The organism is Vreelandella malpeensis, from assembly GCF_020622355.1.
Taxonomy (GTDB): domain Bacteria; phylum Pseudomonadota; class Gammaproteobacteria; order Pseudomonadales; family Halomonadaceae; genus Vreelandella; species Vreelandella malpeensis.
The window spans coordinates 624,441-648,758 of record NZ_WHVL01000001.1 but is presented as its reverse complement, the minus strand read 5'-3'; the positions used below and the strand labels follow the sequence as shown (position 1 = coordinate 648,758).

16 protein-coding genes are annotated in these 24,318 nt (G+C 64.9%); 8 read left to right on the top strand and 8 right to left on the bottom strand.

The features are described 5' to 3' along the window. Nucleotides 1-14 precede the first annotated feature (14 nt). The gene (locus GEV37_RS02930) at nt 15-566 is read left to right on the top strand and encodes a sterol desaturase family protein (protein WP_227388672.1); all 552 of its coding nucleotides are present in this window, start codon (nt 15-17) and stop codon (nt 564-566) included. Here the strand turns inward: GEV37_RS02930 and crtB are convergent. The 7 genes from crtB to mltF form a co-directional block, all read right to left on the bottom strand. Continuing rightward, nucleotides 481-1,416: a 15-cis-phytoene synthase CrtB gene (gene crtB, locus GEV37_RS02925; protein ID WP_227388671.1), complete on the bottom strand. Its 936-nt coding sequence runs from the start codon at nt 1,414-1,416 to the stop codon at nt 481-483. The two genes, GEV37_RS02930 and crtB, sit on opposite strands and share 86 nt — an antisense overlap. Next, nucleotides 1,413-2,909: a phytoene desaturase gene (locus GEV37_RS02920; RefSeq protein ID WP_227388670.1), complete on the bottom strand. Its 1,497-nt coding sequence runs from the start codon at nt 2,907-2,909 to the stop codon at nt 1,413-1,415. Before GEV37_RS02920 ends, crtB begins: the two co-directional genes overlap by 4 nt. Continuing rightward, nucleotides 2,902-4,074 (bottom strand): lycopene beta-cyclase CrtY, encoded by a 1,173-nt coding sequence (gene crtY, locus GEV37_RS02915; RefSeq protein WP_227388669.1) that lies wholly within the window; start codon nt 4,072-4,074, stop codon nt 2,902-2,904. Before crtY ends, GEV37_RS02920 begins: the two co-directional genes overlap by 8 nt. Continuing rightward, nucleotides 4,061-5,350 carry a glycosyltransferase gene (locus GEV37_RS02910; RefSeq protein ID WP_227388668.1) on the bottom strand — a complete coding sequence of 430 codons (1,290 nt, stop codon included), beginning with the start codon at nt 5,348-5,350 and terminating at the stop codon, nt 4,061-4,063. The genes crtY and GEV37_RS02910 overlap by 14 nt, the downstream gene beginning before the upstream one ends. A 17-nt stretch (nt 5,351-5,367) precedes the next feature. After that, nucleotides 5,368-6,273 (bottom strand): polyprenyl synthetase family protein, encoded by a 906-nt coding sequence (locus GEV37_RS02905; protein ID WP_227388667.1) that lies wholly within the window; start codon nt 6,271-6,273, stop codon nt 5,368-5,370. Between the two features lie 208 nt (nt 6,274-6,481). Then, a complete protein-coding gene (locus GEV37_RS02900; protein ID WP_227388666.1) occupies nt 6,482-7,039 on the bottom strand; it encodes a YtfJ family protein in 558 nt (185 codons plus the stop codon). Between the two features lie 19 nt (nt 7,040-7,058). Beyond that, nucleotides 7,059-8,489, bottom strand: a complete 1,431-nt coding sequence (gene mltF, locus GEV37_RS02895; protein ID WP_227388665.1) for a membrane-bound lytic murein transglycosylase MltF — start codon at nt 8,487-8,489, stop codon at nt 7,059-7,061. Nucleotides 8,490-8,652: 163 nt separating this feature from the next. Between mltF and purL the strand changes: the two genes are divergently transcribed. Then, nucleotides 8,653-12,585, top strand: coding sequence for a phosphoribosylformylglycinamidine synthase (purL, locus tag GEV37_RS02890; protein ID WP_227388664.1), 3,933 nt, complete (start codon nt 8,653-8,655; stop codon nt 12,583-12,585). Nucleotides 12,586-12,665: 80 nt separating this feature from the next. Here the strand turns inward: purL and GEV37_RS02885 are convergent, their stop codons facing one another. Continuing rightward, nucleotides 12,666-12,914 (bottom strand): transposase, encoded by a 249-nt coding sequence (locus tag GEV37_RS02885; RefSeq protein WP_227388663.1) that lies wholly within the window; start codon nt 12,912-12,914, stop codon nt 12,666-12,668. A gap of 113 nt (nt 12,915-13,027) precedes the next feature. Here GEV37_RS02885 and radD point away from each other — a divergent pair, with 113 nt between their 5' ends. The 6 genes from radD (at nt 13,028) to GEV37_RS02855 (ending at nt 23,831) form a co-directional block, all read left to right on the top strand. After that, entirely contained in the window at nt 13,028-14,818 is a 1,791-nt protein-coding gene (gene radD / locus GEV37_RS02880) for a DNA repair helicase RadD (protein WP_227388662.1), read from the top strand. Nucleotides 14,819-14,884: 66 nt separating this feature from the next. Continuing rightward, a complete protein-coding gene (locus GEV37_RS02875) occupies nt 14,885-15,874 on the top strand; it encodes a segregation and condensation protein A (protein WP_227388661.1) in 990 nt (329 codons plus the stop codon). Beyond that, nucleotides 15,871-16,659: an SMC-Scp complex subunit ScpB gene (gene scpB / locus GEV37_RS02870; protein ID WP_227388660.1), complete on the top strand. Its 789-nt coding sequence runs from the start codon at nt 15,871-15,873 to the stop codon at nt 16,657-16,659. The genes GEV37_RS02875 and scpB overlap by 4 nt, the downstream gene beginning before the upstream one ends. Further along, a complete protein-coding gene (gene rluB / locus GEV37_RS02865; protein ID WP_227388659.1) occupies nt 16,646-17,515 on the top strand; it encodes a 23S rRNA pseudouridine(2605) synthase RluB in 870 nt (289 codons plus the stop codon). The genes scpB and rluB overlap by 14 nt, the downstream gene beginning before the upstream one ends. A gap of 563 nt (nt 17,516-18,078) precedes the next feature. Further along, nucleotides 18,079-18,915 (top strand): OmpA family protein, encoded by an 837-nt coding sequence (locus GEV37_RS02860; RefSeq protein ID WP_227388658.1) that lies wholly within the window; start codon nt 18,079-18,081, stop codon nt 18,913-18,915. Between the two features lie 35 nt (nt 18,916-18,950). Continuing rightward, complete coding sequence (locus GEV37_RS02855) at nt 18,951-23,831, top strand: BapA/Bap/LapF family prefix-like domain-containing protein (protein WP_227388657.1); 4,881 nt, start codon at nt 18,951-18,953, stop codon at nt 23,829-23,831. The last annotated feature ends 487 nt before the right edge of the window (nt 23,832-24,318 follow it).

The following is a 24,318-nucleotide window of genomic DNA, read 5'->3' as shown; positions in this document are numbered from 1 at the left end:
CCGAAGGAGACACGATGTCCGTGCTGCTCAATACGCTGATCGTGGTGCTGACCGTGGCCGTCATGGAGGTGGTGGCAACGCTTGCCCACCGCTACATCATGCACGGCATTGGCTGGGGCTGGCACCGCTCCCACCACGAGCCGCGCACCGGCTGGTTCGAGCGCAACGACCTGTATGCGGTGGTGTTCGCGCTACTTGCCATCGTGCTGATCGCCTTCGGCACCGCCGGTGCCTGGCCGCTTCAATGGATCGGCGCTGGCATGACCGCTTACGGGGCGATCTACTTCGTGCTCCACGATGGGCTGGTGCACAAGCGCTGGCCGTTTAGCCTCATCCCACGGCGCGGCTATATGAAGCGCCTCTACAAGGCCCACCGGCTGCACCACGCGGTGAAAGGGCGCGAGGATGGGGTATCGTTTGGCTTCATCTACGCCCCGCCGGTGGAAAAGCTCGAGGCCGAACTCAAGCGTCGCCAGGCCGCTAGCGCGGACGCTGCCAAAGGCTCGACGAGCGCGGTGGCGAACCGCGCCGAGCGCGAGACCCCAGCGCCCCCGCGCCGCCGCTGAGCAGAAGCGCAAGCTTCTCGCCGCGCCCGGTGCTCTGGCGCTCGTCCCAGGCTGCGCTGCCTGCGCGATTCACCTTCACGCCGATTCTGCGATACACCCCGAGCGCGGTGGCGATCGCCCAGGCCGAGCGCAGCGGAAGCCTCGCGATGCCGATGCGCGCCGAGGCGTAGTAGGGCTCCGCCGCCTGGATCAGGCGCGCCGCGATGCGTGCCAGCGCCTCGCGGTGCGCCGGGTCGGGAAGCTCCTCGACGCTCAATCCCTCCTCGCGCAGCCACTCACCGGGCACGTAGCAGCGCCCCGCCTCGGCGTCCTCGACGATGTCGCGGGCGATGTTGGTCAGTTGAAACCCAAGGCCCAGGTCGCAGGCGCGATCAAGCGTCGCCTCGTCGCGCACGCCCATCACCCGGGCCATCATCAACCCCACCACGCCGGCCACGTGGTAGCAGTAGCGCAGCGTGTCCTCAAACGTTTCATAGCGCTCGTCGCGCACGTCCATGGCGTAGCCTTCCAGGTGATCGAAGGCCTGGGAGGGCGGAATGGCGTGGGCGAACGCCACTTCCTGAAAGGCGGCGAAGGCGGGCTCTGTCATGGGCGCGCCCTCGAAGGCGCGGGCGGTCTGGGCCTCAAGTTCGGCGAGGCGCGCTTGCTGCACCTCTTGTTCGCTCTTTGCAGGGGCGTTATTGAAGCCCAGGGTCTGGTCGTCGATCACGTCGTCACAGTGGCGACACCAGGCGTAGAGCATCAGCGCGGCCCGGCGGGTTGGCCGGTCGAACAGCTTCGAGGCGCTGGCGAAGCTCTTCGAGCCCGCCGCCATGGTCAACGTGGCGTGGTCGAGCAGCGCTTCGCTCATGCGCTTTTCTTTTTTGAGGTGAGCCGCTCCACCATCAACCCGGCGGTCGCCTTGGCGGAGCCGATCACGCCGGGAATGCCCGCGCCCGGGTGGGTGCCGGCGCCGACCAGGTACAGGTTGTCGATCTGGCTGTCCAGGTTGTGGGGGCGAAACCAGGCGCTCTGGGTGAGAATCGGCTCCACCGAGAACGCCGAGCCCAGGTGGGCGCCGAGCGTGTCGCGAAAATCGAAGGGCGTGAACGTGCGGTGGGTGACGAGCTGGTCTCTCAATCCCGGCATGTAGTGCTTTTCCAGGTAGTCGAAGATGCGCTCGCGCAGCTTCGGCCCCTCGACCTCCCAGTCGAGCGCCGCGGTGCCCAGGTGCGGCACCGGCGCCAGCACGTAGTAGCTGCCGCACCCGTCAGGGGCGAGCGACGGGTCGGTGACACACGGTGCGTGAAGGTAGAGCGAGAAATCCTCGGCCAACCCGTCGCTATTGAAGATCTCGTCGATCAGCTCGCGGTAGCGCGGCCCGAAACAGACCGTGTGATGGGCGAGCTGGGTGTGGTTGTGATCGAGGCCAAAATAGAGCACGAACAGCGAATTGCTCATGCGCTTGCCCTTGAGCTTTCTGGCCCGCTTTTCGCCCACCGGGTGGTGGCCGAGGAGTTTCTCGTAGGTGTGCACCACGTCGGCGTTGGAGGCCACGGCGCGCGCCGGAATCTCGCGGCCATCGTGTAGCGTCACGCCCCGGGCGCGGTTGCCCTCCATCTCGATGCGCTGGACCTTGGCGTTGACCTGGATCTCGCCGCCGAGATCCTCGAACAATCGGGCCATGCCCTTGACCAGCGCGCCGGTGCCGCCACGCGGAAACCACACGCCCCACTTGCGCTCCAGCGCGTGGATCAGCGTATAGATCGACGAGGTGGCGAACGGGTTGCCGCCGACCAGCAGCGAGTGAAACGAGAACGCCTGGCGCAGGTGCTCGTCCTCGATGTACTGGGAAACTTTCGTGTAGACGCTCTTCCAGGCCTGCAGTTTGGCCAACTGCGGCGCGGCGCGCAGCATATCGCGAAAGGAGAGAAACGGCACCGTGCCGAGCTTGACGTAGCCCTCGTCGAACACCGCCTTCGAGTAGTCGAGAAAGCGGTGGTAGCCCTCGACGTCTTTTGGGTTGAAGTGCTCGATCTGGCGCTCGAGGTTTGGCTGGTCATTGTCGTAGTCGAACACCTCGCCGGACTCCCAGCAGAGGCGATAAAAAGGGGTGACCGGCAACAGCTCGACATAATCGGCGATATTCTTGCCGGCAAGTTCGAACAGCTCCTCGATGGCGCTGGGGTCGGTGATCACCGTGGGGCCGGCGTCAAAAACGAAGCCTTCGTCTTCATACACATAGGCGCGCCCGCCGGGCTTGTCGCGGCTCTCCAGCAGCAGGGTCGGGATACCCGCGGCCTGCAGGCGGATGGCGAGCGCCAGTCCGCCGAAGCCCGCGCCGATTACGATCGTTTTACTCATCTTTGAAGGCTCGCAGCCGAGGGGTTTGTTTGAGCACGGCCGGAATGGCCTCGCGCACCGGCACCGGCGGCTTGCCGGAGAGGATGCGCGCCTTGTCGAAAAGCGTGGGCTGGCCGGCGTAGAAGCGCTCGATCAGGCCGTCGTTCAGGGTGTAGAAGCGCTGCATGACCTGCCAGCGCCGATCCGGTTGGCCTGCCAGAAACAGCATGCGGTTGAGCATGCGAAAAAAGCCAAGCTGCCGCCAGCGCCGGCGGGCGAAACCCTCGATTACCTCGAACAGCGAGGCGGCGTCGAACCTGTCCTGGGCGGCGATCGCGTCCGCCAGCGCCACCGCCTGGGGCAGCGAGTAGCCGGTGGTGGCGTGAAAAAGCCCGGCGCGCAGCCCGCTCGTCGGCTGGTTTTGGGCCGCCTGCCAGAAGGCGTCGATATCGCCGTCCAGGGTGATCGGCAGGTGGCCGTGCTCCTCGCGCTCGAGGGTGTCGAGCAGCCAGCCCTGGCGCTTGGCGTAGGCGGCGATGTTAGCTCGCGCCCGCGAGGGTTCCAGGTCCGCCGCGTCGACGTAGTGGGTGTCCTCGATCAGGAGCGTGCGCTCGTCGAGCGGCAGGCTGTAGACGAAGCGGTAGCCGCCCTGCTGGTCGACGGTGGCATCCATCATCACCGGCCGGGTCAGCCCGTGGGGGGCGCCAAGGCGCCACTGCTGGCCGACGAAGGATTGAAAGCCGACGGTGAGGTGCGGCGTTCTTTCCGGGCCGCGCCCGTCGATCACCGCGGCTGCGGTCAGCTCGGTGCCGTCTGCGAGGGTGACGCCCTGGGGGTTCACCTGGCTCACCGGCGTATTGGTCACGAGCCGCTCGCCGAGTTCGCGGCGCAGCACTTCGGCGAAACGCTCGGAGGTAATACTCAGATAGCCGCTGTCGAGCCGGCGGGTGAAGCCTGGAAAGCGCACCTCGTAGCCGGGCCAGCGGTGGGCCACCAGCGGCGCGATCCAGGCGTGCTGATCGGCGCTGAGATCCCCTTGGTGGAACGACCAGGTGTGGTTGCCGCCGGCGTGCGGGCCCGCTTCGATCACCCGCACATCGAGGGTCGGGTGGCACTTGGTGAGCCTAAGCGCGATCAGCCCGTTGGCGAGCCCCGCGCCGACGAGAATCAGGTCATGGCGTTTCATGGGGGCTCTCCGTAATGACGGGGCGGTGGGTGGTCAGCGCCTGCTCGACGATGACGGCGGCGCGCTTCGCCCCGCCGGCCAAGCGAAGCGGTGCCTGAAGGGCGGTCAGCCGCTCACCATAATCTGGCGCCTCCAGCCGGGCGAGCTTTCGTGCCAGGGTGGCCGAGCGCGAAAAGGCGAAGGCGCGCTCGCCAAGGCCGTGGTGAAGTACCCGCGCCGCGACACCTGGCTGATCGAAGGCCAGCGGCACGACCAGCATGGGCGTGGCGGTATCGATGGCGTCGACCACGGTGTTGAGCCCGCCATGGGTGATCACCGCCTGAGCGCGCGCCAGCGCTTCGCGCTGGTCGACGAAGTCGACCGCTGCCGTGGCCCCGGCGCGAACAAGCGCCGCCTCCTGGGCCTCACTCAGCTTGCCGCAGTGGGCGATCAGCAGCGCCTTGCCCTGGCGCCTGCACGCCCGGGCGATCTTCTCGAAGAGATGGAAGCGGTGGCCCTGCAGCGTACCGAGCGAGGCGAATACAAAGCGCTCGGGAAGTGGAAGTTCCGCGAGGCGCCGGTGGCTTGCGCCGGCATTTGGCAAGCGCAGCGGGCCCACGGCGTGAAAGGTATCGGGAAGCGCTTCGCGCGGGAAATCGAAGGCGAGCGGCGTCTGGCTGATCTGGGCAAGCGTCGAGAGGCACTCGTGGAGCGCGCGGCGCGGCGTGAGCCCGAAGGCGCGGGCGTGGCGCTCGACCACCTGTACGTGGCGGCCCATCAGCCGGTCGTAGATGCGCTCGCTGGTGGCATACATGCCTTGGGCGCGCTCAGACTCGGCATAACGAAACGGCATCACCGGCAGCGGAAGGTGAGGCTCGCGGTTGACCGGTAGCGCGCAGGCAACGGACACGAAGGGAAGATTCAGCCCCTCGGCGACTAAAGCGCCCGCAGGCTCCATCTGGTCGGCGATCACGCCATCGATGGAAAGCGTTTGAAACGCGGCGGGAAGCTCGCGGCAGAGCATGTCGGTCGTCTCGGCCAGATCGCGAATCATGGCGAAAAGGCCAAGCCCTGAGGGGCTGGCCAGCCGCGAAAGCGTTCGCGCCTGGCGCCCCTGTGGGTGGGTGGCGTGGCCCACGGCGAAAAATCCGATGCTCGGCTCCTGGATCAGCGCCTTTGCGTCTACCTGATGAACAAAGGTGACGCGGTGGCCGCGCGCGACAAGGCACACGGCCAGCGCCTCGAGGGCCTTGGCATGGCTGTAGAGCGCCGGGGCAACGACCGCGAAATGGCTCATTGAGCTCCTTTGCTTGATCAGCCGATCAGATCGAGCTGCTGGGTAAACCAGGCCGCGACGAAGTGGCGGGTGTGCTCGCCTTCCGGGCAGGCGGCGGCCAGGTGCGCATCGGCACGGGCCAGGTGCTCGGAGAGGCGCTCGCGCACCGCGCTCTCCCCGAGGGTGGCCACCAGCGTCGACTTGCCGACGTCCTGGTGGGTGTCCTTGCCGGTGCCGCTCACGCCGTCGGCCAGATCGTCGATCAACTGAAACGCCTGGCCGAGCTCCTGGGCGAAGTTCGAAAGCGCCTCGGTTGCGCGAGCGTCGGCGTCGGCGGCCAGCGCCGCAAGCTCGAGGGTTGCGCCGAACAGCACGCTGGTCTTGAGCTCGTTGGTGGCAAGAATCGCCTCGACGCTGCGTGCGCCACTGCCTTCGCTGACGTCCAGAAACTGCCCCTGCACCAGCCCCTGCAGGCCTACCGCCCGGGCCAGTGTCGTCACCGCCGCCGCGCGCTGCTCGCCGGGAAGCCCCGGGGCCTCGGCGGCGACAGCGTAGGCGCGGCTCAAGAGCGCCACCGCCGCGAGGATCGCCACGCTCTCGCCGAACTGGCGGTGCAGGGTAGGGCGGCCGCGGCGCAGCTTTGCGTCATCCATGCAGGGAATGTCGTCGAGGATCAGCGAGGCGGCGTGGATTATCTCTACCGTGCAGGCCAGGTCGAGCAACGCGGGGTCGCGATCGCTCGCGCCCAGGTCGGACGCGGCGAGCAGCATCAGCAGCGGGCGGATGCGCTTGCCCGGGGCCAGGGTCGCCTCGCGCATGGCACGGGCGACCACATCGCTTTCGCACCCGGCGGGCAAGAGCTCCCCGAGGCGGCGCTCCAGCGCGTCGCGCAGCACCTGCAGGGCGTGTTGGTGGCTCAACAGCGGGTCGGCATCGGCGTTCATCTAGGCGGTCCCTGGCATTTCATTGTTCGTCACGCATTAGTCATCGCACATCGTTCGTCGCATATCGTTCGTCGCACGTCGTTCGTCGAGCCTGTTCATCGAGCACGGTTTTTCGCGGCGTCGTCGAGGCCGCACCTTGCCGAATGCACGTCGAAAGGGTTCAACATCAACGCATAGCACTTGAAAGTCAATGTCGCTCCGCGTGCGCTCATTCGAGCATGGCGTGGAGCAGCTCCACGACATGGTTGACCTCATAAAGCGTCAGCGGTCCATCCTTGGCGAAACGCACCCGACCTTCGTCGTCCAGCACCACAACGGCGGAGCCTCCGCGCTCCAGGTTCCAAGCGCTCTGCACGGCGCCTTCGTCATCCACCACGAACTGTACGCTCGGCACATCGCGCTTGCTGCTCTCGATGCTGCGCCGCACGAAGGGGGTGCTGCCGAACACCGCGTCGTCGGTATTAACGATGGTGGTGGTGCGAAGGCGCTCGACGGGGAAATCGGCCGCCTCGATCGCCTCGATGACCGGCGCATTCAAGTCCTTCGCCGAGAGGCGCCCGGCCACGTGCAGCACCACGCCGACGCTACCGGCGAGCATGCTGGTGTCCCAGCTCTGGTAATGCACGGCGCCGTCCTCCAGCACCACTTCTCCGCGGTCGGCAACGCGCACCGGGGTGACCGGCTCGCCCTGTTCGAAGGCGGCGGCGGGGGCGAAGGCGCCGAGCAGCCAAAGGGCGGTGACGATGAGGGGGGAATGTCGCATCATGCTCTTCTCCGGCGGGGCCTCAGTCGGTCGTGGCCAGCCCGCTCTGGTCGAGGTGGAAGAACTGCTGACGGCTGCGTTCGACGTAGCTCAGCATGTCGTAGTAGCGGCGAATGTTGCGTACGTAAATCACCGGCTCACCGCCGCGGGCGAAGCCGTAGCGGGTCTGGCTGTACCACTGGCGCTGCTGTAGAAGCGGCAGCGCCTCGCGCACGTCCTCCCAGGCGTTGGGGTCGCCGCCGCGGCGCTTGGTGATGTCTCGGGCGTCGAACAGGTGGCCAAGGCCCACGTTGTAGGCGGCCATGGCCATGAAGAGGCGATCCTCGCCGACGATGGCGTCCGGCAGGCGCTCCTTGAGGCTTCTCAGGTAGCGAGCGCCGCCGTCGATGCTCTGGGCCGGATCGCGGCGATTGCGTACGCCCATGTCGCTGGCGGTGGGCTGGGTCAGCATCATCAAGCCGCGCACGCCGGTAGGCGAGACCGCGTCCGGGTCCCAATGCGACTCCTGGTAGCCCACCGCCGCCAGGAGCTTCCAGTCGAAGCCGGTCTCCAGGGCGGCCTGCTTGAACAGCGGCGCGTAGCGCGGCAGGCGCTCGTCGAGATGGTCAAGGAAGGTGCGCGTACCGACATACTCGAGATAATCGTCGTGGCCAAAGTAGCGCCGTGTCAGCCGCTCGAGTTCGCCGTTGGCCTGCTGCTCGTCCAGAAAGCGGTTGATGGCGTCCAGCAGCGCCAGGCCCTGGCCAGTGGGCACTGCCCAGGCGAGCGACAGCGGCTCGCCCACGGAGAAGCCGCGCTCTACGTTGGGAAAGAACAGTCGGTTGACGCGAAACTGGTGGTCGAAGATCACCGCGGCGTCGAGCTCGCCATCCTCCACCATGGCGAGGAGCTCGGCGATCTCGATCTCGCGAAAGGCGTGCCATTCGAGCCCCGGCACGCCGGCGGCGAGGGTCTCGAGCGTTCGTTCGGTGCCGGTGGCGCGCAGCGTGCCGACCTTGAGGCCCATCAGATCCTCGACGGTATTGATGCCGTTGAGACCGCGGCGGTACACCACCAGCGGCTGCATCTCGAGAATCGGCCGTGAGTAATGGATGCCGGGCGTGTCCGGGTAGAGCGGCAGCGCCGAGGCGCCCATGTCACCCTGTTCGCGTACCGCGTCGAGCACCTCTTCCGGGGCATGGCGGGCGTTGAGATTGAGGCTCACGCCCAGGTGCTCGGCGAACTGGTGCATCAGCTCGTACTCGAAGCCGGTCGGCCCCTGGCGCCCTTCGTAGTAGGTGGTGGGCGTGGTGCGGGTGTGAACGGTGATGAAGTCCTTGTGCAGGACGCGCGCCAGGTGCTCGTCCGGCGTCTGGCGCGATACCTGGGGCACCATGACCAGCCAGAATACGCTGATCAAGGCCCAGTAGCGGCGGTAATAGGCAAGGAAATGGCGGCGTTCGGATGTCGGCATGGGGCGCGGTCGAGGCAAAACAGGCAGTCACCATACCCAGCCTGCCGGGGGCTGTCACCTTGTGGATTTCGTATCGCTGGCGCTTTCCAGTATCATGGCCGCCATCGTCGCACTGCGACCTGGCCATTTCCCGCTCGAACTCTCTTCCTAGAGGCTCCCTGATATGCTCGAACTGCGAGGCGCGCCCGCCCTTTCCGCCTTCCGTCACGACCGGCTCATGAAAGCACTGCGTGAACGCGTTCCCGAGGTGACGGCGCTGTCCGCCCATTACGTCCATTTCGTCGACGGCGACGACTCCCTGGACGACACGGCGCGCGCACGCCTCGAGCAGCTTCTTGACTACGGCAGTTTCGATGGCGGCGACAACGTCGAAAGCCCGATCAGGCTTCTGGTGGTTCCGCGCCTGGGCACCCAGTCGCCCTGGTCCTCCAAGGCCACCGACATCGCGCGCAACTGCGGGCTCGGCTGCGTTCGGCGCATCGAGCGCGGCATCGAGTACCGGGTGGCGGCCAGCGCCCTCGACGAGCAGGGCCGCGAGACGGTCGCCGCCGTACTTCACGACCGCATGACCGAAACGGTGCTGTGGGACGACGCCGAGGCCGCGCGACTTTTCGTGCAGCTCGACCCGGCACCGCTGGGCACGGTGGACGTGCTCGACGGCGGGCGCGAGGCGCTGGTCGTCGCCAACCGGGAACTGGGCCTGGCGCTCACCGACGATGAGATCGACTATCTGGTCGACGCCTTCAACGAGCTTGGCCGCAACCCGAGCGACGTGGAGCTGATGATGTTCGCCCAGGCGAACTCCGAGCACTGCCGCCACAAGATCTTCAACGCCGACTGGATCGTCGACGGCCAGGCAACGCCCCAGTCGCTGTTCAAGATGATCAAGAACACCTTCGCGAGCTCGCCGGACAACGTGCTCTCCGCCTACAGCGACAACGCGGCGGTGATCAAGGGTAGCCAGGCCGGACGCTTCTTCCCCACACCGCTGACCGGCGGTAACGGCGAGCGCGCGACCTACGGCGCCCACCAGGAGCCGATCCACATCCTGATGAAGGTGGAGACCCACAACCATCCGACGGCGATCGCACCGTTTCCGGGGGCGGCCACCGGCTCCGGGGGCGAGATTCGCGACGAAGGCGCCACCGGTATCGGCGGCAAGCCCAAGGCAGGACTTGCCGGCTTCACCGTGTCGAACCTGCGCATCCCCGAGTTCGTTCAGCCCTGGGAGGCGTTCGATTACGGCAAGCCCGAGCGCATGCAGTCGGCCCTTCAGATCATGCTCGACGGTCCCATCGGTGGCGCGGCGTTCAACAACGAGTTCGGTCGCCCGAACCTGACCGGCTACTTTCGCACCTATGAGCAGGACGTGCTCAGAGGCGACGCCATCCAGCGTCGCGGCTTCCACAAGCCGATCATGATCGCCGGCGGGTACGGAAACATTCGCGCCCAGCACGTCCAGAAGGGCGACATCCCGGTCGGCGGCAAGCTGATCGTGATGGGCGGGCCTGCGATGCTGATCGGCCTCGGCGGCGGAGCGGCATCGAGCGTGACCTCCGGCACCTCGAGTGCGGATCTCGACTTCGCCTCGGTGCAGCGCGAGAACCCGGAAATGGAGCGCCGCGCCCAGGAAGTGATCGACCGCTGCTGGGCGATGGGCGACAAGAACCCGATCCGCTTCATCCACGACGTCGGCGCCGGCGGGCTCTCGAATGCCCTGCCGGAGCTGGTCAAGGATGGCAACCGCGGCGGGCTTTTCGACCTGCGCGCGGTGCCCAATGCCGAGCCCGGCATGAGCCCGCTGGAGATCTGGTGCAACGAAGCGCAGGAGCGCTACGTGCTGGCCGTGGCCCCCGAAGACCTCGATACCTTCGATGCCTTCTGCAAGCGCGAGCGCTGCCCCTACGCGGTGGTCGGCGAGGCACTCGAAGAGCACCACCTCGAGGTGCGCGACGGCCACTTCGAGAGCCAGCCCGTTGACCTTCCGATGAGCGTGCTGTTCGGCAAGGCGCCGAAGATGCAGCGCGAATTCACCCGCGAGCGCCCGGCGCTTTCCGGGGTGATGCTCGACAACCTGGATCTTCGCGAGGCGCTCGACCGAGTGCTGCGTCTGCCGGCGGTGGCCTCGAAAAGTTTCTTGATCACCATCGGCGATCGTTCGATCACGGGCCAGGTGGCGCGCGACCAGATGGTCGGCCCCTGGCAGGTGCCGGTGGCGGACGTCGCCGTCACCACGGCGAGCTTCGACACCCACGCCGGTGAGGCGATGGCGATGGGCGAGCGCGCACCGGTGGCGCTGATCGACCCGGCGGCGAGCGCCCGGCTCTCGGTGGCCGAGGCGATCACCAATCTGGCTGCCGCGCCGATCGCCAAGCTCTCGGACATCAAGCTCTCCGCCAACTGGATGAGCGCCGCCGACCAGCCGGGCGAGAACCAGGCGCTGTATGACGCGGTCTATGCCGTGGGCATGGAGCTTTGCCCGGCGCTTGGCATCGCCGTACCGGTGGGCAAGGACTCGATGTCGATGCACACCGCCTGGCAGGGCGAAAGCGCGAAGGGCGAGGCGGAGGAGAAGAGCATCACCTCGCCGCTGTCGCTGATCGTGACGGGCTTTGCGCCGGTCACCGATGCACTCGCCACGCTCACCCCGCAGATCGACATGGAGCAGGATGAATCCGACCTGATCCTGATCGACCTGGGCGGCGGCAAGAACCGCCTCGGCGGCTCGGCCCTGGCCCAGGTGTACGGCCAGCTCGGCGACGAGTGCCCGGACGTCGACGACCCGGAGGACATCAAGGCGTTCTTCGAGGTGATCCAGGGGCTCAACCGTGACGGCAAGCTTCTGGCTTACCACGACCGAAGCGACGGCGGCCTGCTGGTAACCCTTCTCGAGATGGCGTTCGCCGCCCACGCGGGCCTGGAGATCAAGCTCGACTGGCTGATCGACGAGCCGGTCCAGGCGTTCAACGCGCTGTTCTCGGAAGAGCTGGGTGCAGTGATCCAGGTCAACCGAGCGCACACCGAAGAGGTGCTGACCCAGTTCGCCGTGGCCGGGATCGAGACCTGCGGCGTGATTGCGCGTCCGCGCTACGACGACCAAGTGCGCGTCACGCTGTTCGAGGAGCCGCTTCTGGAAACCACCCGCCAGCTCACCCAGCGTACCTGGTCCGAGACCAGCTACCGCCTGCAGGCGCTGCGCGACAATCCCGAGTGCGCCAAGAACGAGTTCGACAACCTGATGGACCTGCGCGACCCGGGCCTCTCCGCCGCACCGAGCTTCAATGTGAACGAGGATATCAGCGCGCCGTTCGTCAACACCGCCAAGCCTGCCGTGGCGGTGCTGCGCGAGCAGGGCGTCAACGGTCAGGTCGAGATGGGTTGGGCGTTCGACAAGGCCAACTTCGAAGCCGTCGACGTGCACATGAGCGACATTCTCGAAGGGCGGGTTGCGCTCGATGAGTTCAAGGGGCTGGTCGCCTGCGGCGGCTTCTCGTTCGGTGACGTGCTCGGCGCCGGCGGCGGCTGGGCGAAATCGATCCTGTTCAACGAGCGCGCCCGGGAGCAGTTCCAGGCGTTCTTCACCCGCGAGGACACCTTCAGCCTGGGCGTGTGCAACGGCTGCCAGATGCTCTCGCAGTTGAAGCCCTTGATCCCCGGCGCCGAGAACTGGCCGGAATTCCTGCGCAACGAGTCCGAGCAGTTCGAGGCGCGCGTGGCCATGGTGCGCGTCGAGAAGAGCCCGTCGATCCTGCTCTCCGGCATGGAGGGCTCGACGCTTCCCATTGCGGTTGCCCACGGTGAAGGCCGTGCGGCATTCCGCGACAGCGCCCACCTGCGCCAGATGCAGTCATCAAGCCAGATCGCGCTGCGCTACATCGACAACTACGGCCAGGTCACCACGCGCTACCCGGCCAATCCCAACGGCTCGCCCTCGGGCATCACGGGCCTGACCACGCTGGACGGCCGCGTCACCATCATGATGCCGCACCCGGAGCGCGTCACCCGCGCGGTGACCAATTCCTGGCGGCCGAAGGAGTGGCGTGAAGATGGCGCCTGGCTGCGGCTGTTCCGCAATGCTCGCGTCTGGCTAGGCTAAGCCGTCGACCCGGCCGATCGCCCGGTACTAAAAAGCGGTGGCAGAACATGGTTCTGCCACCGCTTGGCGTTTCAAGGCGATTATCGGAGCGGGCTCCAGTGGTGAGGCTGCGACGAAGAGCTCTTTTCGCCTGCCCCGGCGCTGATGCCGAGATCCGCTTCCAGGTCGGTCAGCGTCTGGCGATAGCGCTGGACCATGGTTTCGTAGCGGCCAAAATCGTGACCACAGTCCATGCAGTAGACATGGATGTTGTTGCGCCGAGTGGCGGGCAAGCGCTTGAGCCGGCTGCCACACGTCGGGCACTCGGAGCTGAAATGGTTGGTCGACATGGCATACTCCTTGTGTGCTCCCCGCTTGGCGGGGACGTGAACTTCAGCTAAAACCCGTGCTCCCTATCCGTGTGATGGCATCCTTCTTCAAAGGTTCAAGAACAGGTTGATCATTGTTATATAACGCTTGTGCGCCCCTTCCGACGCTTCGCGACTACCAGCAGCAGGCGGTCGTTCGCGTGGTCGAGCATTTTCGCCGTGGCAGCGACCCCGCCGTGGTGGTGTTGCCGACCGGCAGCGGAAAATCGCTGGTGATCGCCGAGCTTGCCCGCCTGGCCCGGGGCCGCGTGCTGGCGCTGGCTCACGTGCGCGAACTGGTCGAGCAGAACCACGCCAAGTACCAGGCCTATGGCCTCGAGGCGGATATCTTCAGCGCCGGGCTCAAGCGTCGCGAATCAAGCCGTCAGGTGGTGTTCGGCTCGGTGCAGTCGGTGGTGCGCAATTTGGCGTCCTTCGCGGACGAGAACTTTACGCTGTTGGTGATCGACGAGTGTCACCGGGTGTCGCTGGAGAAGACCTCGAGCTACCAGAAGGTGATCGCGCACCTCAAGCGTCACAATCCGTCGCTCAAGATACTGGGGCTGACCGCGACCCCTTATCGGCTGGGCCTGGGCTTCATCTACCACCGCCATTACCACGGCATGGTGCGCGGCGACGCCGAGAGCTTCTTCACCGACTGCGTGTTCGAACAGCCCCTGCGCCTGATGGTCAAGCAAGGCTACCTGACCCCGCCCGAGCGCCTGGACATGGCCATCGAAGGCTACGACTTCTCGCGCCTGGTGCCGGCGCCGACGGGCCAGTTCGTCGAGCGCGAGCTCAACGAGGTGGTGGCGAAAAGCCGCGCAACGCCGGGCATCGTCGAGCAGATCGTCGAACGGGCCAGAGATCGCCAGGGCGTGATGATCTTCGCCGCGACGGTCGCCCACGCCGAGGAGGTCATGGGCTATCTGCCAGCGGGCGAGGCGGCGCTGATCACCGGCGACACCGATAGCCAGGAGCGTGAGCGGCTGATCGATGCGTTCAAGGCACGCGCGCTCAAGTATCTTGTCAACGTCTCGGTACTGACTACCGGGTTCGATGCACCCCACGTGGACGTGATCGCGATCCTGCGCCCCACCGAGTCGGTGAGCCTTTACCAGCAGATCGTCGGGCGCGGGCTTCGCCTGTCGCCGGGCAAGGAGAACTGCCTGGTGCTCGACTACGCCGGCAACCCCTGGAATCTGTATGCGCCGGAGGTCGGCGAGCCCAAGCCCGATAGCGACTCGGAGCCGGTGCAGGTGGTGTGCCCGGCCTGCGAGCACGCCAACCTGTTCTGGGGCAAGCGCGACGGCGAGATCGTCCTCGAGCACTTCGGCCGTCGCTGCCAGGGGCTGGTCGAAAGCGATCAGGGCAAGCGCGTGCAGTGCGACTTTCGCTTTCGCTTCAAGGTGTGCGATCAGTGCGGCGCGGAGAACGACATCGCCGCACGACGCTGCCACGGCTGCCAGGCGCTGCTGGTCGACGCCGACGACAAGCTCAAGGACGCGTTGAAGCTCAAGGATGCCAAGGTGCTGCGGGTCAGCGGTATGGAGCTCGTCGCTACCGTCAACGGGCGCGGGCTTCCCCGGCTCAAGGTCACCTATCATGATGAGGATGGCGAAAGCCTTTCCGAGTGGTTTGCGCTCGAGACCGGCGCTCAGCGCCACGCCTTCTACCACGCCTTTCTGAAGGACCACGCCCGCGCGCCGGGCATCGAGTGGAAGCCTGCCAGCGCCGAGGAGGTGGTGGGGCAGCGTCAGCGGCTGCGCCGGCCGGACTTCGTGGTCGGGCGCAAGGTGGGGCGACACTGGCAGCTGCGCGACAAGCTCTTCGACTACCAGGGGCGCTTTCGCAAGGCGGCCGATGCCGGCGGCGATGCCCCCTGAGCCCGGCGCTGTTACACTGACACCTGATTGAACCACCGCCTGCGAGCCGACGAGGAATCCCCCCGCGTGAGTGAGACGCTCGACCCCGCCAACGAAATCGAATCCGCCATCGAAGAGCCGATGGTGGAGGCGCTCGGGCGGCTGTTCGATGAGCCGATCACGAAGCTCCCCGAGGATCTCTACATTCCACCGGAGGCGCTGAAGGTATTTCTCGAGACCTTCGAGGGACCGCTGGATCTGCTGCTCTACCTGATTCGTCGCCAGAACCTGGACATCCTCGCGATCAATGTCGCCGCCATCACCCATCAGTACATCGAGTACGTGGAGCTGATGAAGGCGATGCAGATCGAGCTTGCCGGGGAGTACCTCTTGATGGCCGCGATGCTCGCCGAGATCAAGTCGCGCACGCTGTTGCCGCGACCGCCCAAGGCCGAAGGCGAGGAGGAGGAGGACCCGCGCGCCGAGCTGATCCGGCGGTTGCAGGAGTACGAGCGGCTGAAAGAGGCTGCCGAGACGCTGGATACGCTGCCCCGGGTGGGGCGCGACTGGTTCAGCGTGCAGGCCGGGCTTCCGCCGATCGAGACCCGTGTGATCCACCCGGACGTCGAGCTCGACGAACTGCTCGGCGCGCTTTCAGGAATTCTCAAGCGCTCTGAGCTGACCCAGAGCCACCAGATCAGCCGCGAGGTACTCTCGACCCGCGAGCGCATGCTCAAGATCATGGAGATCCTGGCCGGCGACGAGGCCCAAGGACGCTACACGCCGTTCGAGGCGTTGTTCACGCTTGAGGAGGGACGCGGCGGCGTGGTGGTCACCTTCATGGCGATTCTCGAGCTTGCCAAGGAGGCGATGATCGAGATCGTGCAGAATGCGCCGCTCTCGCCGATTCACGTGCGCGCAAGGCCGGCGGCACTGGCCGACGAAGAGAGCGCTTTCGCTTTTGAGGAGCAGGAAAGCGACGCCTTCGAAGACGTCGATGCTTCTTTCGACACCGACGCTTATTTCGACACTGACGCTTCTTTCGATACCGACGACCCCGGCGAGGACGAGCCGTGAACAGCCCCCCTTTGGACGACATCATCGAAGCCGCCCTGCTCGCCGCCGGTGAGCCCTTGAGCGTCGAGCGCCTGGAAACCCTGTTTCTGGACGGCGAGAGCCCCGGGCCGCGCAGCCTGCGCGAAGCGCTGGGCCGGCTTTCCGAGCGCCATGCTGCCGGGTCGCTGGAGCTCGTGGAGAGCGCCTCCGGGTTTCAGCTGCGCATTCGCCCGCGTCTGTCGCAATGGGTATCGCGGCTCTGGGACGAGCGCCCGCAGCGCTACTCTCGGGCGCTTCTCGAGACCCTGGCACTGATCGCCTACCGCCAGCCGGTCACCCGGGGTGATATCGAGGAGGTGCGCGGGGTGAGCGTATCGAGTTCGATCATTCGCACGTTGATGGAGCGCGGCTGGATTCGCGTGGTCGGCCACCGCGACGTGCCCGGCCGACCGGCGGTCTATGCCACCACTCGCGGCTTTCTCGATGACTTCGGCCTCAAGACGTTGAACGCGTTGCCGCCGATGCACGAGCTTTCGAGTCAGGAGGAGCTCTCCATCGACGATGAGGCGTTCGCCGCCGACAAAAATCGTGGCGAGGCACTGGACGCGCCGCCGGAAACCGGGCAGGATGCGCCCCCCGACCCGGGCGTGCGCTCCGACGACGACGCCCAACACCACGCCGAGACGGCGTTAACCCCGCCGCTGAGCTTTGCCGATCTGGAGGCACGGCTCGCGGCCCGTGCGGCGGAAAAGCAGGACCCGCCCACGTCGACAGAAAAGAGGTCCGATGACCATGAGTCAGAATAGCCAAACACCCCCTCCCGGCAGCGAAAAACTGCAGAAAGTGCTGGCCCGCGCCGGTTTCGGCTCCCGCCGCGAGATGGAAGCCGTGATCAGCGACGGCCGCGTCAAGGTCAACGGCCAGGTCGCCAAGCTCGGCGACCGGGTCGAGGAGCGCGACCGCGTCAGCCTCGACGACCGGCCGATTTCGCTGCGCCCGGAAGCCGAAGTGCCGCGCCGGGTGCTGATGTACAACAAGCCCGAAGGCGAGCTGTGCACCCGCAAGGACCCGGAAGGGCGGCGCACGGTGTTCGAACGCCTGCCGCGCCTGAAAGGCGAGCGCTGGATCGCGATCGGGCGCCTGGACATCAACACCAGCGGCCTTTTGCTGTTCACCACCGACGGCGAGCTCGCCAACCGCCTGATGCACCCCTCCACTCAGGTGGAGCGCGAGTACGCGGTGCGCGTCATGGGCGACGTCAAGCTCGAGCATGTCAAGGCGATGGTTGACGGCGTGATGCTCGAAGATGGCCCGGCGCGCTTCACCGACGTGCAGGAGTTCGGCGGTGAAGGCATCAACACCTGGTTCCACGTGGTGATCCTCGAAGGCCGCAACCGCGAAGTTCGCCGCCTTTGGGAGTCCCAAGGGCTGACCGTCAGCCGCCTGAAGCGCGTGCGCTACGGCAATATCTTCCTCGACAAGCGCGCCAAGGCCGGCGAGTGGATCGAGCTCACCCAGGATGAGATCGACGACCTGGCGACCCTTGCCCAGCTCGAGACGCGCAAGGTACCCGAGCTCACCCCGGACGAGAAGAATCGCTGGAGCCGCGACAAGCACAAGCGTCGCCCGGTGCAGGCAATGCGCAAGCCCAAGCGGCGCTGACAGCGCAGCAGTCCTCGCATTCAACTCTACCTTCGGACCGGAGGCGTGCTAAACGCCTCCGGTCTTTTTTATATCGAGCGTTCGATAAAGCCCTTAACGTATTGTCCTTTGGCTTTTTTTTGATGTAAGAAAAAAATAATTAAAATTTATTTACAAAAGTTCAAAGTTTTCTATTTGCCTATCTTTGAAAATCTGCCCTATGTTCCTTTAAGTACAAAATAAATTTTGTTTAGCATTTTCTTTATTAAGCCGTTAACGTATCTAGCGACCGGTAAAAACAAAAGTTAATAAGCTAATGGGTCGATAATTAGTGCAAGAGCCATTTTAAACGATTTGTGCGCGGTGAATACCGTTTTACCTGCCGTGTGGCGCCGGCGCGTATCTGGCTACAGATGCAGTCGGCACCGGCGCTGGACGTAATGACATCTCCGCGCCCAATAAAATAACGCGTATAGAACGTCTATTCGAATGACATTTTTCCGGCGTCGCATCGGCGATCCGGCGCCTTGCCAGCTGTTTAAACAACGCAGTCATCGACACGCAGTTTAAATAAGGGGTGCATCATGGGAATGTCCGGTCGGCCAGTAGCGTTTTTTCTCTCGTCTAAAGAATCGCTCTACGCCATGCGTAAGCGAAGATCGTTCGCGCGCCTTTCGGCGTACCTTCTGCTTTCGGGGATGTTCTTGACTCCCTTGACGATGGCTTACGAATTCAACGATGTCAGCGAAGATTTCAGCGCCCTCGATGGCGTCTTCATCCGCCTCGGCGTCACCGTGCCGGTGGCAGAGCTCGCCCGGGTTGAAGAAGGCATTGGCCGATTGAGCAAACCGGACATCGTTGCCTTGATCGGTCCTCCCAACGAAGCGGGATCGACCTACCAGGACGATCACTGGCTCTACAACATCGACCTCGCGCTGACCGATGACGACGTGCTGGTCTGTCAGTACCGCGTCTCGTTCGCTCAGGAGCGCCTTGCCGGCACGCAGTGGCGCCGGCCCCAGTGCGAACGACTCTATGATGAACAAAAACCCACCGGCTACAGTCTCTCCGCCGACCTGCTGTTCGGCTTCGATAGCGCCACGATTTCACCGGCGGGGCAAGAGGCGATCCGCGAGGTCGCCACTGCCGTACAGCAGCGGGGTACTCCATCAGCGGTCTCGGTGATCGGTCATGCCGACCGGATCGGCAACCCCGCCTACAACATGACCCTGTCACAGCGCCGCGCCGAATCGGTAGCCGCAGCACTCGGCCAATTCGGTGTTTCTCCTTCTTTGATCACCCCGGTGGGCCGAGGCAGCAGCCAGCCTATTGCCTCCTGCGATGGGGTTGAGGGAGAGGCTCTGAAAACCTGTCTGGCGCCGGATCGGCGCGTTGATATTTCGCTTAGCGGGTCGCTATAGCCCTGGCCTTCGGTCAAGTACAGCAAAGGTGAATCATGAACAACGAAACGATCGCCATCACCGGTAAAGCCTCCAGCCAGACCACCGAAGAGGCATGGGCCGGAGTTGTCACGCTCGACGCCCCCAGCACCGTGACTCTTCCCGTAGGTCCTGAAGAGATCGCCGCGTTCAGCCAGTCGGGCATGGACCTTGTGGTCACGCTGCAAAACGGCGAGCAGATCGTGCTCGCCGATTTCTTCGTTCAAGTCGACGGCATGCGCAGCGAATTGGTTCTCGAGGATGCCAACGGCGTGCTCTGGCTGGGCCAGTACCAGACACCTTGGCAGGAGTTCGCCTTTGCCGAAGTGAACGAGGAGGCCATGGCTGCTGGCGGCGGCGGCATCCCCCCCTGGGTGTTCCCGTTGGCGGCGCTCGGCGTTGCCGGTGCTGCAGTGGCCGCGAACTCCTCCTCCAGCGATGACAGCCCCGCCGACTCCACCCAGCCCGGCGTCGGAGATCCGAATGATCCCGATGAGCCTGGTGTTGGCGATCCGATAGATCCTGATGATCCTGATGACGGCGATGCCGATGCCGATGCCGATGCCGATGCCGATGCCGACGCGGATGCAGATGCAGACGCTGATGCAGATGCAGATGCAGACGCGGACGCGGACGCCGATGCAGATGCGGACGCCGATGCAGACGCCGACGCGGATGCAGACGCCGATGCGGATGCAGACGCCGATGCAGACGCCGATGCGGATGCCGATGCAGATGCAGATGCCGATGCGGACGCGGATGCGGATGCAGACGCCGATGCGGATGCCGATGCAGATGCAGATGCCGATGCGGACGCGGATGCAGACGCGGATGCAGACGCAGACGCCGATGCGGATGCAGATGCGGATGCAGACGCCGACGCAGATGCAGATGCAGATGCCGATGCCGATGCCGATGCCGATGCCGATGCAGACGCGGATGCAGACGCAGATGCAGATGCCGATGCCGATGCAGACGCGGATGCAGATGCAGACGCGGATGCTGACGCCGATGCAGACGCGGATGCCGATGCCGATGCCGATGCCGATGCTGATGCCGATGCCGATGCAGATGCAGATGCAGATGCAGACGCCGACGCAGATGCCGATGCAGACGCAGATGCAGATGCCGATGCCGATGCCGATGCCGATGCCGATGCCGATGCGGATGCGGATGCAGACGCCGATGGCGATGGACTACTAGATCCAGCTCAAGCAGCGGTAGCCGCTCTACTGGGCAGCCTCGAAACCACGTTGGGTATCGAAGCAGGTTTGCTCAGTGACTTGGTGGATAGCACGGAAGGCTTGAGGGACCTGTTGAACGATGCCTTGAGCCCGCTCCTGGGCCGCGAGTTCACACCCGATGACCCCAATGGCCTGGACGAACTCGATGGGCTGGTGGGTGAAGTGGCCGACCAACTGGGGGTGCTGCTCGACCCGGTTATCGCGCCACTGCTCGGGGAAGGACTGTCGGAAGCGGTATTCGACGCCATCGGCCTGCAGGTGGATTACGCTACCGACAGCATCACCAACCTGCTTCAGGACGGCCTGTTGGGTGGCGTGTTGGCGGGGCTAGGGCTTGCCGGAACCATGGAAGGGCTGATCGGTGAAGATGGCCAGCTCGATGCGCTTCTACAAACGCTGCTGGGTGACGGCAGCCTGATTGCTGGAACGCTCACCGAGCAAGGGCTGATTGGCGGGTTGCTGGCAAGCGACGGAGCACTGGGAAGCGCATTGGCCGAAAATGGGCTCTTGAACCTTCTACTAGCCGAGGAGGGGCTGGTAGGTGGCTTGCTGGTCCAAGGCAGCGTGCTCAATAGCCTCCTCTCTGCACTGCTCGATGACCAGGAAGTGCTGGGCAGCCTGCTCTCCGGCGTGCTGGGCGACGATGGCGGTGCGCTGAGCGGGCTGCTGCGCAATGGTGCCATGGAAGGATTGCTGGATGAATCAGGGCTGCTGGCCATGATACTGGGCTCCCAAGGCGTGCTAGGGGAAGTGATCGACACTCTCGAGGTTTCGCTGGGTGAGCTGGCCGCTAGCCTGGGGCTCGATCTAGGTGACCTGCTGGGCGGTGAACTCTTGCCTGGGTTACTCAACGAGGGCGGCGCCGTCGATAGTCTGCTGGAAGCTCTGGTGGGTGAAGGCAGTATCGTGACCCAACTGCTGGGAACCGAAGGAGCCGGAGGCGCCGTCGCCGGGGAGTTGCTGGGTGCCGAGGGGCCGTTGGCAACGCTGCTGGATAGCCTGGTCGGCGAAGCGGGCCTGTTGACGGCCCTGTTGGGAGATTCCGGGCTCGATGGCGACTTGACCAGCGAGCTTCTCGACGGCCTGCTGGGAGAGGATGGGCTTCTCGCTGGCCTGCTGGGTGAGGGTGGCCCACTAGACGGTTTGTTCGGCGATGCCGATTTACTCGACGGCCTGCTCGGCGATCAGGGTCTGTTGGCGGGCTTGGTGAACGGCCAGCTTGGCAGCGGCGGTCTGCTCGACGGCGTCGCCTTGGACAACACCGTCTTCCTGAACGAGCTGCTCGACAGCATCGTCGGACCCACGGGGCTGCTGGCGGGGCTCTCGATCTCGGCAGAGGTGGCGCTGGAGCTCCAGGCGGAGCTTCTAGCCAACCTGCTGGGGCCGGACGGTTTGCTGGCCGGCGTGCTGGGTGAGGGCAGCCCGCTGGGCACAAGCCTGGGTGAGGCGGGCATCATCGCCACGCTGCTCGGCGAAGACGGCGTCGTCGATAACCTGCTCGAGACCCTGCTGGGGGATGGCGGCCTGCTGGCCGGAGTGGATCTCGGTGAAGGGGCGGGGCTGCTCGGTGCACTGCTCGAGCCGCTGATCGGCGAACAGGGCCTGCTGGTCGCGCTGCTGGGTGATGGCGCGCTCGACGGCGATCTGGTGACCGACTTGCTCGACGGCCTCTTGGGCCCGAACGGCCTGCTCTCCGGGCTGTTGGGTGGCGATGGCGCGCTCAATGGCCTGCTGGGCGGCGATACGCTCGACAGCGTGCTGGGCGAAAGCGGCCTGATTGCCACGGTGCTCGCGCCCTTGACCGCCCCCGGTGGTTTGCTCGGTGGGCTGGGTGAGGCGGACCTGCTCGGCGGTGCTGGTGGACTGCTCGGCGAAACCGGTCTGGTCGGAAGCGTGCTAGATACCGTGGCCGGCCCCGACGGGCTGCTGAGCGGCCTGCTTGGCGGCGCATCGGTGGAGGCTGGTCAGGTCGACGGACTGCTGCAGGGACTGCTAGGTGAAACCGGCTTGCTGGCAGGGTTGCTCGACGGCCAGGGGCTAGAAGGAGAATCACTGCTCGATGGCCTGCTTGGTGAGCAGGGCCCGCTGGCAAGTCTGGTGAATGGGCTGCTTGGCAGCGGCGGCCTGCTCGACGGCGTCGCCTTGGACGACACCGTCTTCCTGAACGAGCTGCTCGACAGCATCGTTGGCCCCACGGGGCTGCTGGCGGGGCTCTCGATCTCGGCGGAGGTGGCGCTGGAGCTCCAGACGGAGCTGATGGCCAACCTGCTGGGGCCGGACGGTTTGCTGGCCGGCGTGCTGGGTGAGGGCAGCCCGCTGGGTACAAGCCTGGGTGAGGCGGGCATCATCGCCACGCTGCTCGGCGAAGACGGCATCGTCGATAACCTGCTCGAGACCCTGCTGGGGGATGGCGGCCTGCTGGCCGGAGTGGATGTCGGTGAAGGGGCGGGGTTGCTCGGTGCACTGCTCGACCCGCTGATCGGCGAACAGGGCCTGCTGGTCGCGCTGCTGGGTGATGGCGCGCTCGACGGCGATCTGGTGACCGACCTGCTCGACGGCCTGCTGGGCCCGAACGGCCTGCTCGCCGGGCTATTGGGGGCGGATGGCGCGCTCAATGGCCTGCTGGGTGACGGTGATGGCGAACTGTTCAGCAACTTGCTGGGCGAGGGTGGACTGGTCACGACTGTTCTCGCGCCTCTGACCGCCCCCGACGGCCTGCTCGGCGGACTCGGCGAGGCGGACCTGCTCGGGGGTGAAAGCGGCCTGCTGGGTGAGACTGGGCTGGTCGGCAGCGTCCTGGCAAGCGTTGCTGGGCCTCAGGGTCTCTTGAGCGGTTTGCTGGGCGGAGCCGTGATCGGTGAGAGCGACGCCGCCGGGCTTCTGGACAGCCTGCTGGGCGAGACGGGGCTTGTGGCTAGCCTGTTGGGTGAACAGGGACTTCTGGCGGGACAGCTACCCGCCACGTTGAATGAAGAGTCTGCGGGCGATCTCCTGACCAGCCTACTCGGTGAACAAGGTTTGATAGGTGATCTGTTTGGCGGGCAGGGGCTACTGGCAGGTGGAGGCCTCGGTGAATCCGATACCGTGGCCCAAACGCTTGACAATCTGCTGGGAGGCCTGCTGGGCGACGGCGGTGCATTGAGCAACGTGCTCGAGGTAGTGAGCGACAATGACAGCCTGCTCGAGGGTCTACTAGGGGAGGACAGCCTGGTTGGGGGACTGATCGGTGACGGTGGCCTGCTAGGTTCGATACTCGACGGGCTGGGACTGGGCGGGCTTCTTCCTGGCCTACCTATCTTCGGGCTGGCGTTGTCCGACGAAGGGCAGGACGCAGCATTCTCCATGGCGGATAACGGCGAGCTGGGCGAATCGGTGCCGTCGGCGGGAGACGATGAAGGCGCGTTTATAGAGTCCGGCGCCGGAATAGAGTTGGTCGAGGAGCTTCTGCAGTCGCCCTCGCCCTTCGAGATGTCGTTGCAGGAGGAGGAGATCGCTGAGTTGATCGACGATCAGAGCGAGGCGGAATCGATGCCGGTCGATAGTGCCTTGGAGGTGGAAAACGATCCGATCGAGCCCATTGATGCCGTGGTGGAACTCAACGTATCGGAGAGGGATGTGCTCAACAGCGAGTTTGAACAGCAGCAAATACTTTGATGTATTAGTGATGTAGTGAGGTAACCAGCCAACTACCGGATCTCGTTTAACGGAATCCGGTAGTTGGCTTTTCTTGGCAAAAATAATCAATCCACCCTCTATTAGCCAACATGCCGTTGGCGTATTGACTGTTCAAGAGAATCGTTTATCCAACAATGAGTGATGTGACCAATGAACGAGATTATAAAAAACACGTGATGTTCTATAAATAAGCTACGTTGTAAATGAGATGCGGCCCACATAACGGCAAAAAAACAATAGTGGCGTTGACGTTATGGTCGAAGTCGTCCCGGAGTGAATTTAAAGCCAACGAGATTGGTAATGTCGATAGATAACTAAAATATATAAGCGCTCATCTGGAGAATGAATGAAAAAGATGACCTGGCTGGTGGGCTTCGCAAGTTATGTCTTGACGGGAAATATAGCAACATTGGCTCAGACGGGCGGTGCGCCAGCGAGGGGGGAGGGTTTCTCCAGCACTTCGGGT

Bases quoted from the DNA above. Each gene is read 5' to 3' on its own strand.
- GEV37_RS02905 (WP_227388667.1), bottom strand. From the start codon at position 6,273: ATGAACGCCGATGCCGACCCGCTGTTGAGCCACCAACACGCCCTGCAG.
- GEV37_RS02860 (WP_227388658.1), top strand. From the start codon at position 18,079: ATGGGAATGTCCGGTCGGCCAGTAGCGTTTTTTCTCTCGTCTAAAGAA.
- mltF (WP_227388665.1), bottom strand. From the start codon at position 8,489: ATGCCGACATCCGAACGCCGCCATTTCCTTGCCTATTACCGCCGCTAC.
- GEV37_RS02930 (WP_227388672.1), top strand. From the start codon at position 15: ATGTCCGTGCTGCTCAATACGCTGATCGTGGTGCTGACCGTGGCCGTC.
- GEV37_RS02910 (WP_227388668.1), bottom strand. From the start codon at position 5,350: ATGAGCCATTTCGCGGTCGTTGCCCCGGCGCTCTACAGCCATGCCAAG.
- GEV37_RS02885 (WP_227388663.1), bottom strand. From the start codon at position 12,914: ATGTCGACCAACCATTTCAGCTCCGAGTGCCCGACGTGTGGCAGCCGG.
- rluB (WP_227388659.1), top strand. From the start codon at position 16,646: ATGAGTCAGAATAGCCAAACACCCCCTCCCGGCAGCGAAAAACTGCAG.
- GEV37_RS02920 (WP_227388670.1), bottom strand. From the start codon at position 2,909: ATGAGTAAAACGATCGTAATCGGCGCGGGCTTCGGCGGACTGGCGCTC.
- crtY (WP_227388669.1), bottom strand. From the start codon at position 4,074: ATGAAACGCCATGACCTGATTCTCGTCGGCGCGGGGCTCGCCAACGGG.
- GEV37_RS02900 (WP_227388666.1), bottom strand. From the start codon at position 7,039: ATGATGCGACATTCCCCCCTCATCGTCACCGCCCTTTGGCTGCTCGGC.
- purL (WP_227388664.1), top strand. From the start codon at position 8,653: ATGCTCGAACTGCGAGGCGCGCCCGCCCTTTCCGCCTTCCGTCACGAC.
- GEV37_RS02855 (WP_227388657.1), top strand. From the start codon at position 18,951: ATGAACAACGAAACGATCGCCATCACCGGTAAAGCCTCCAGCCAGACC.
- crtB (WP_227388671.1), bottom strand. From the start codon at position 1,416: ATGAGCGAAGCGCTGCTCGACCACGCCACGTTGACCATGGCGGCGGGC.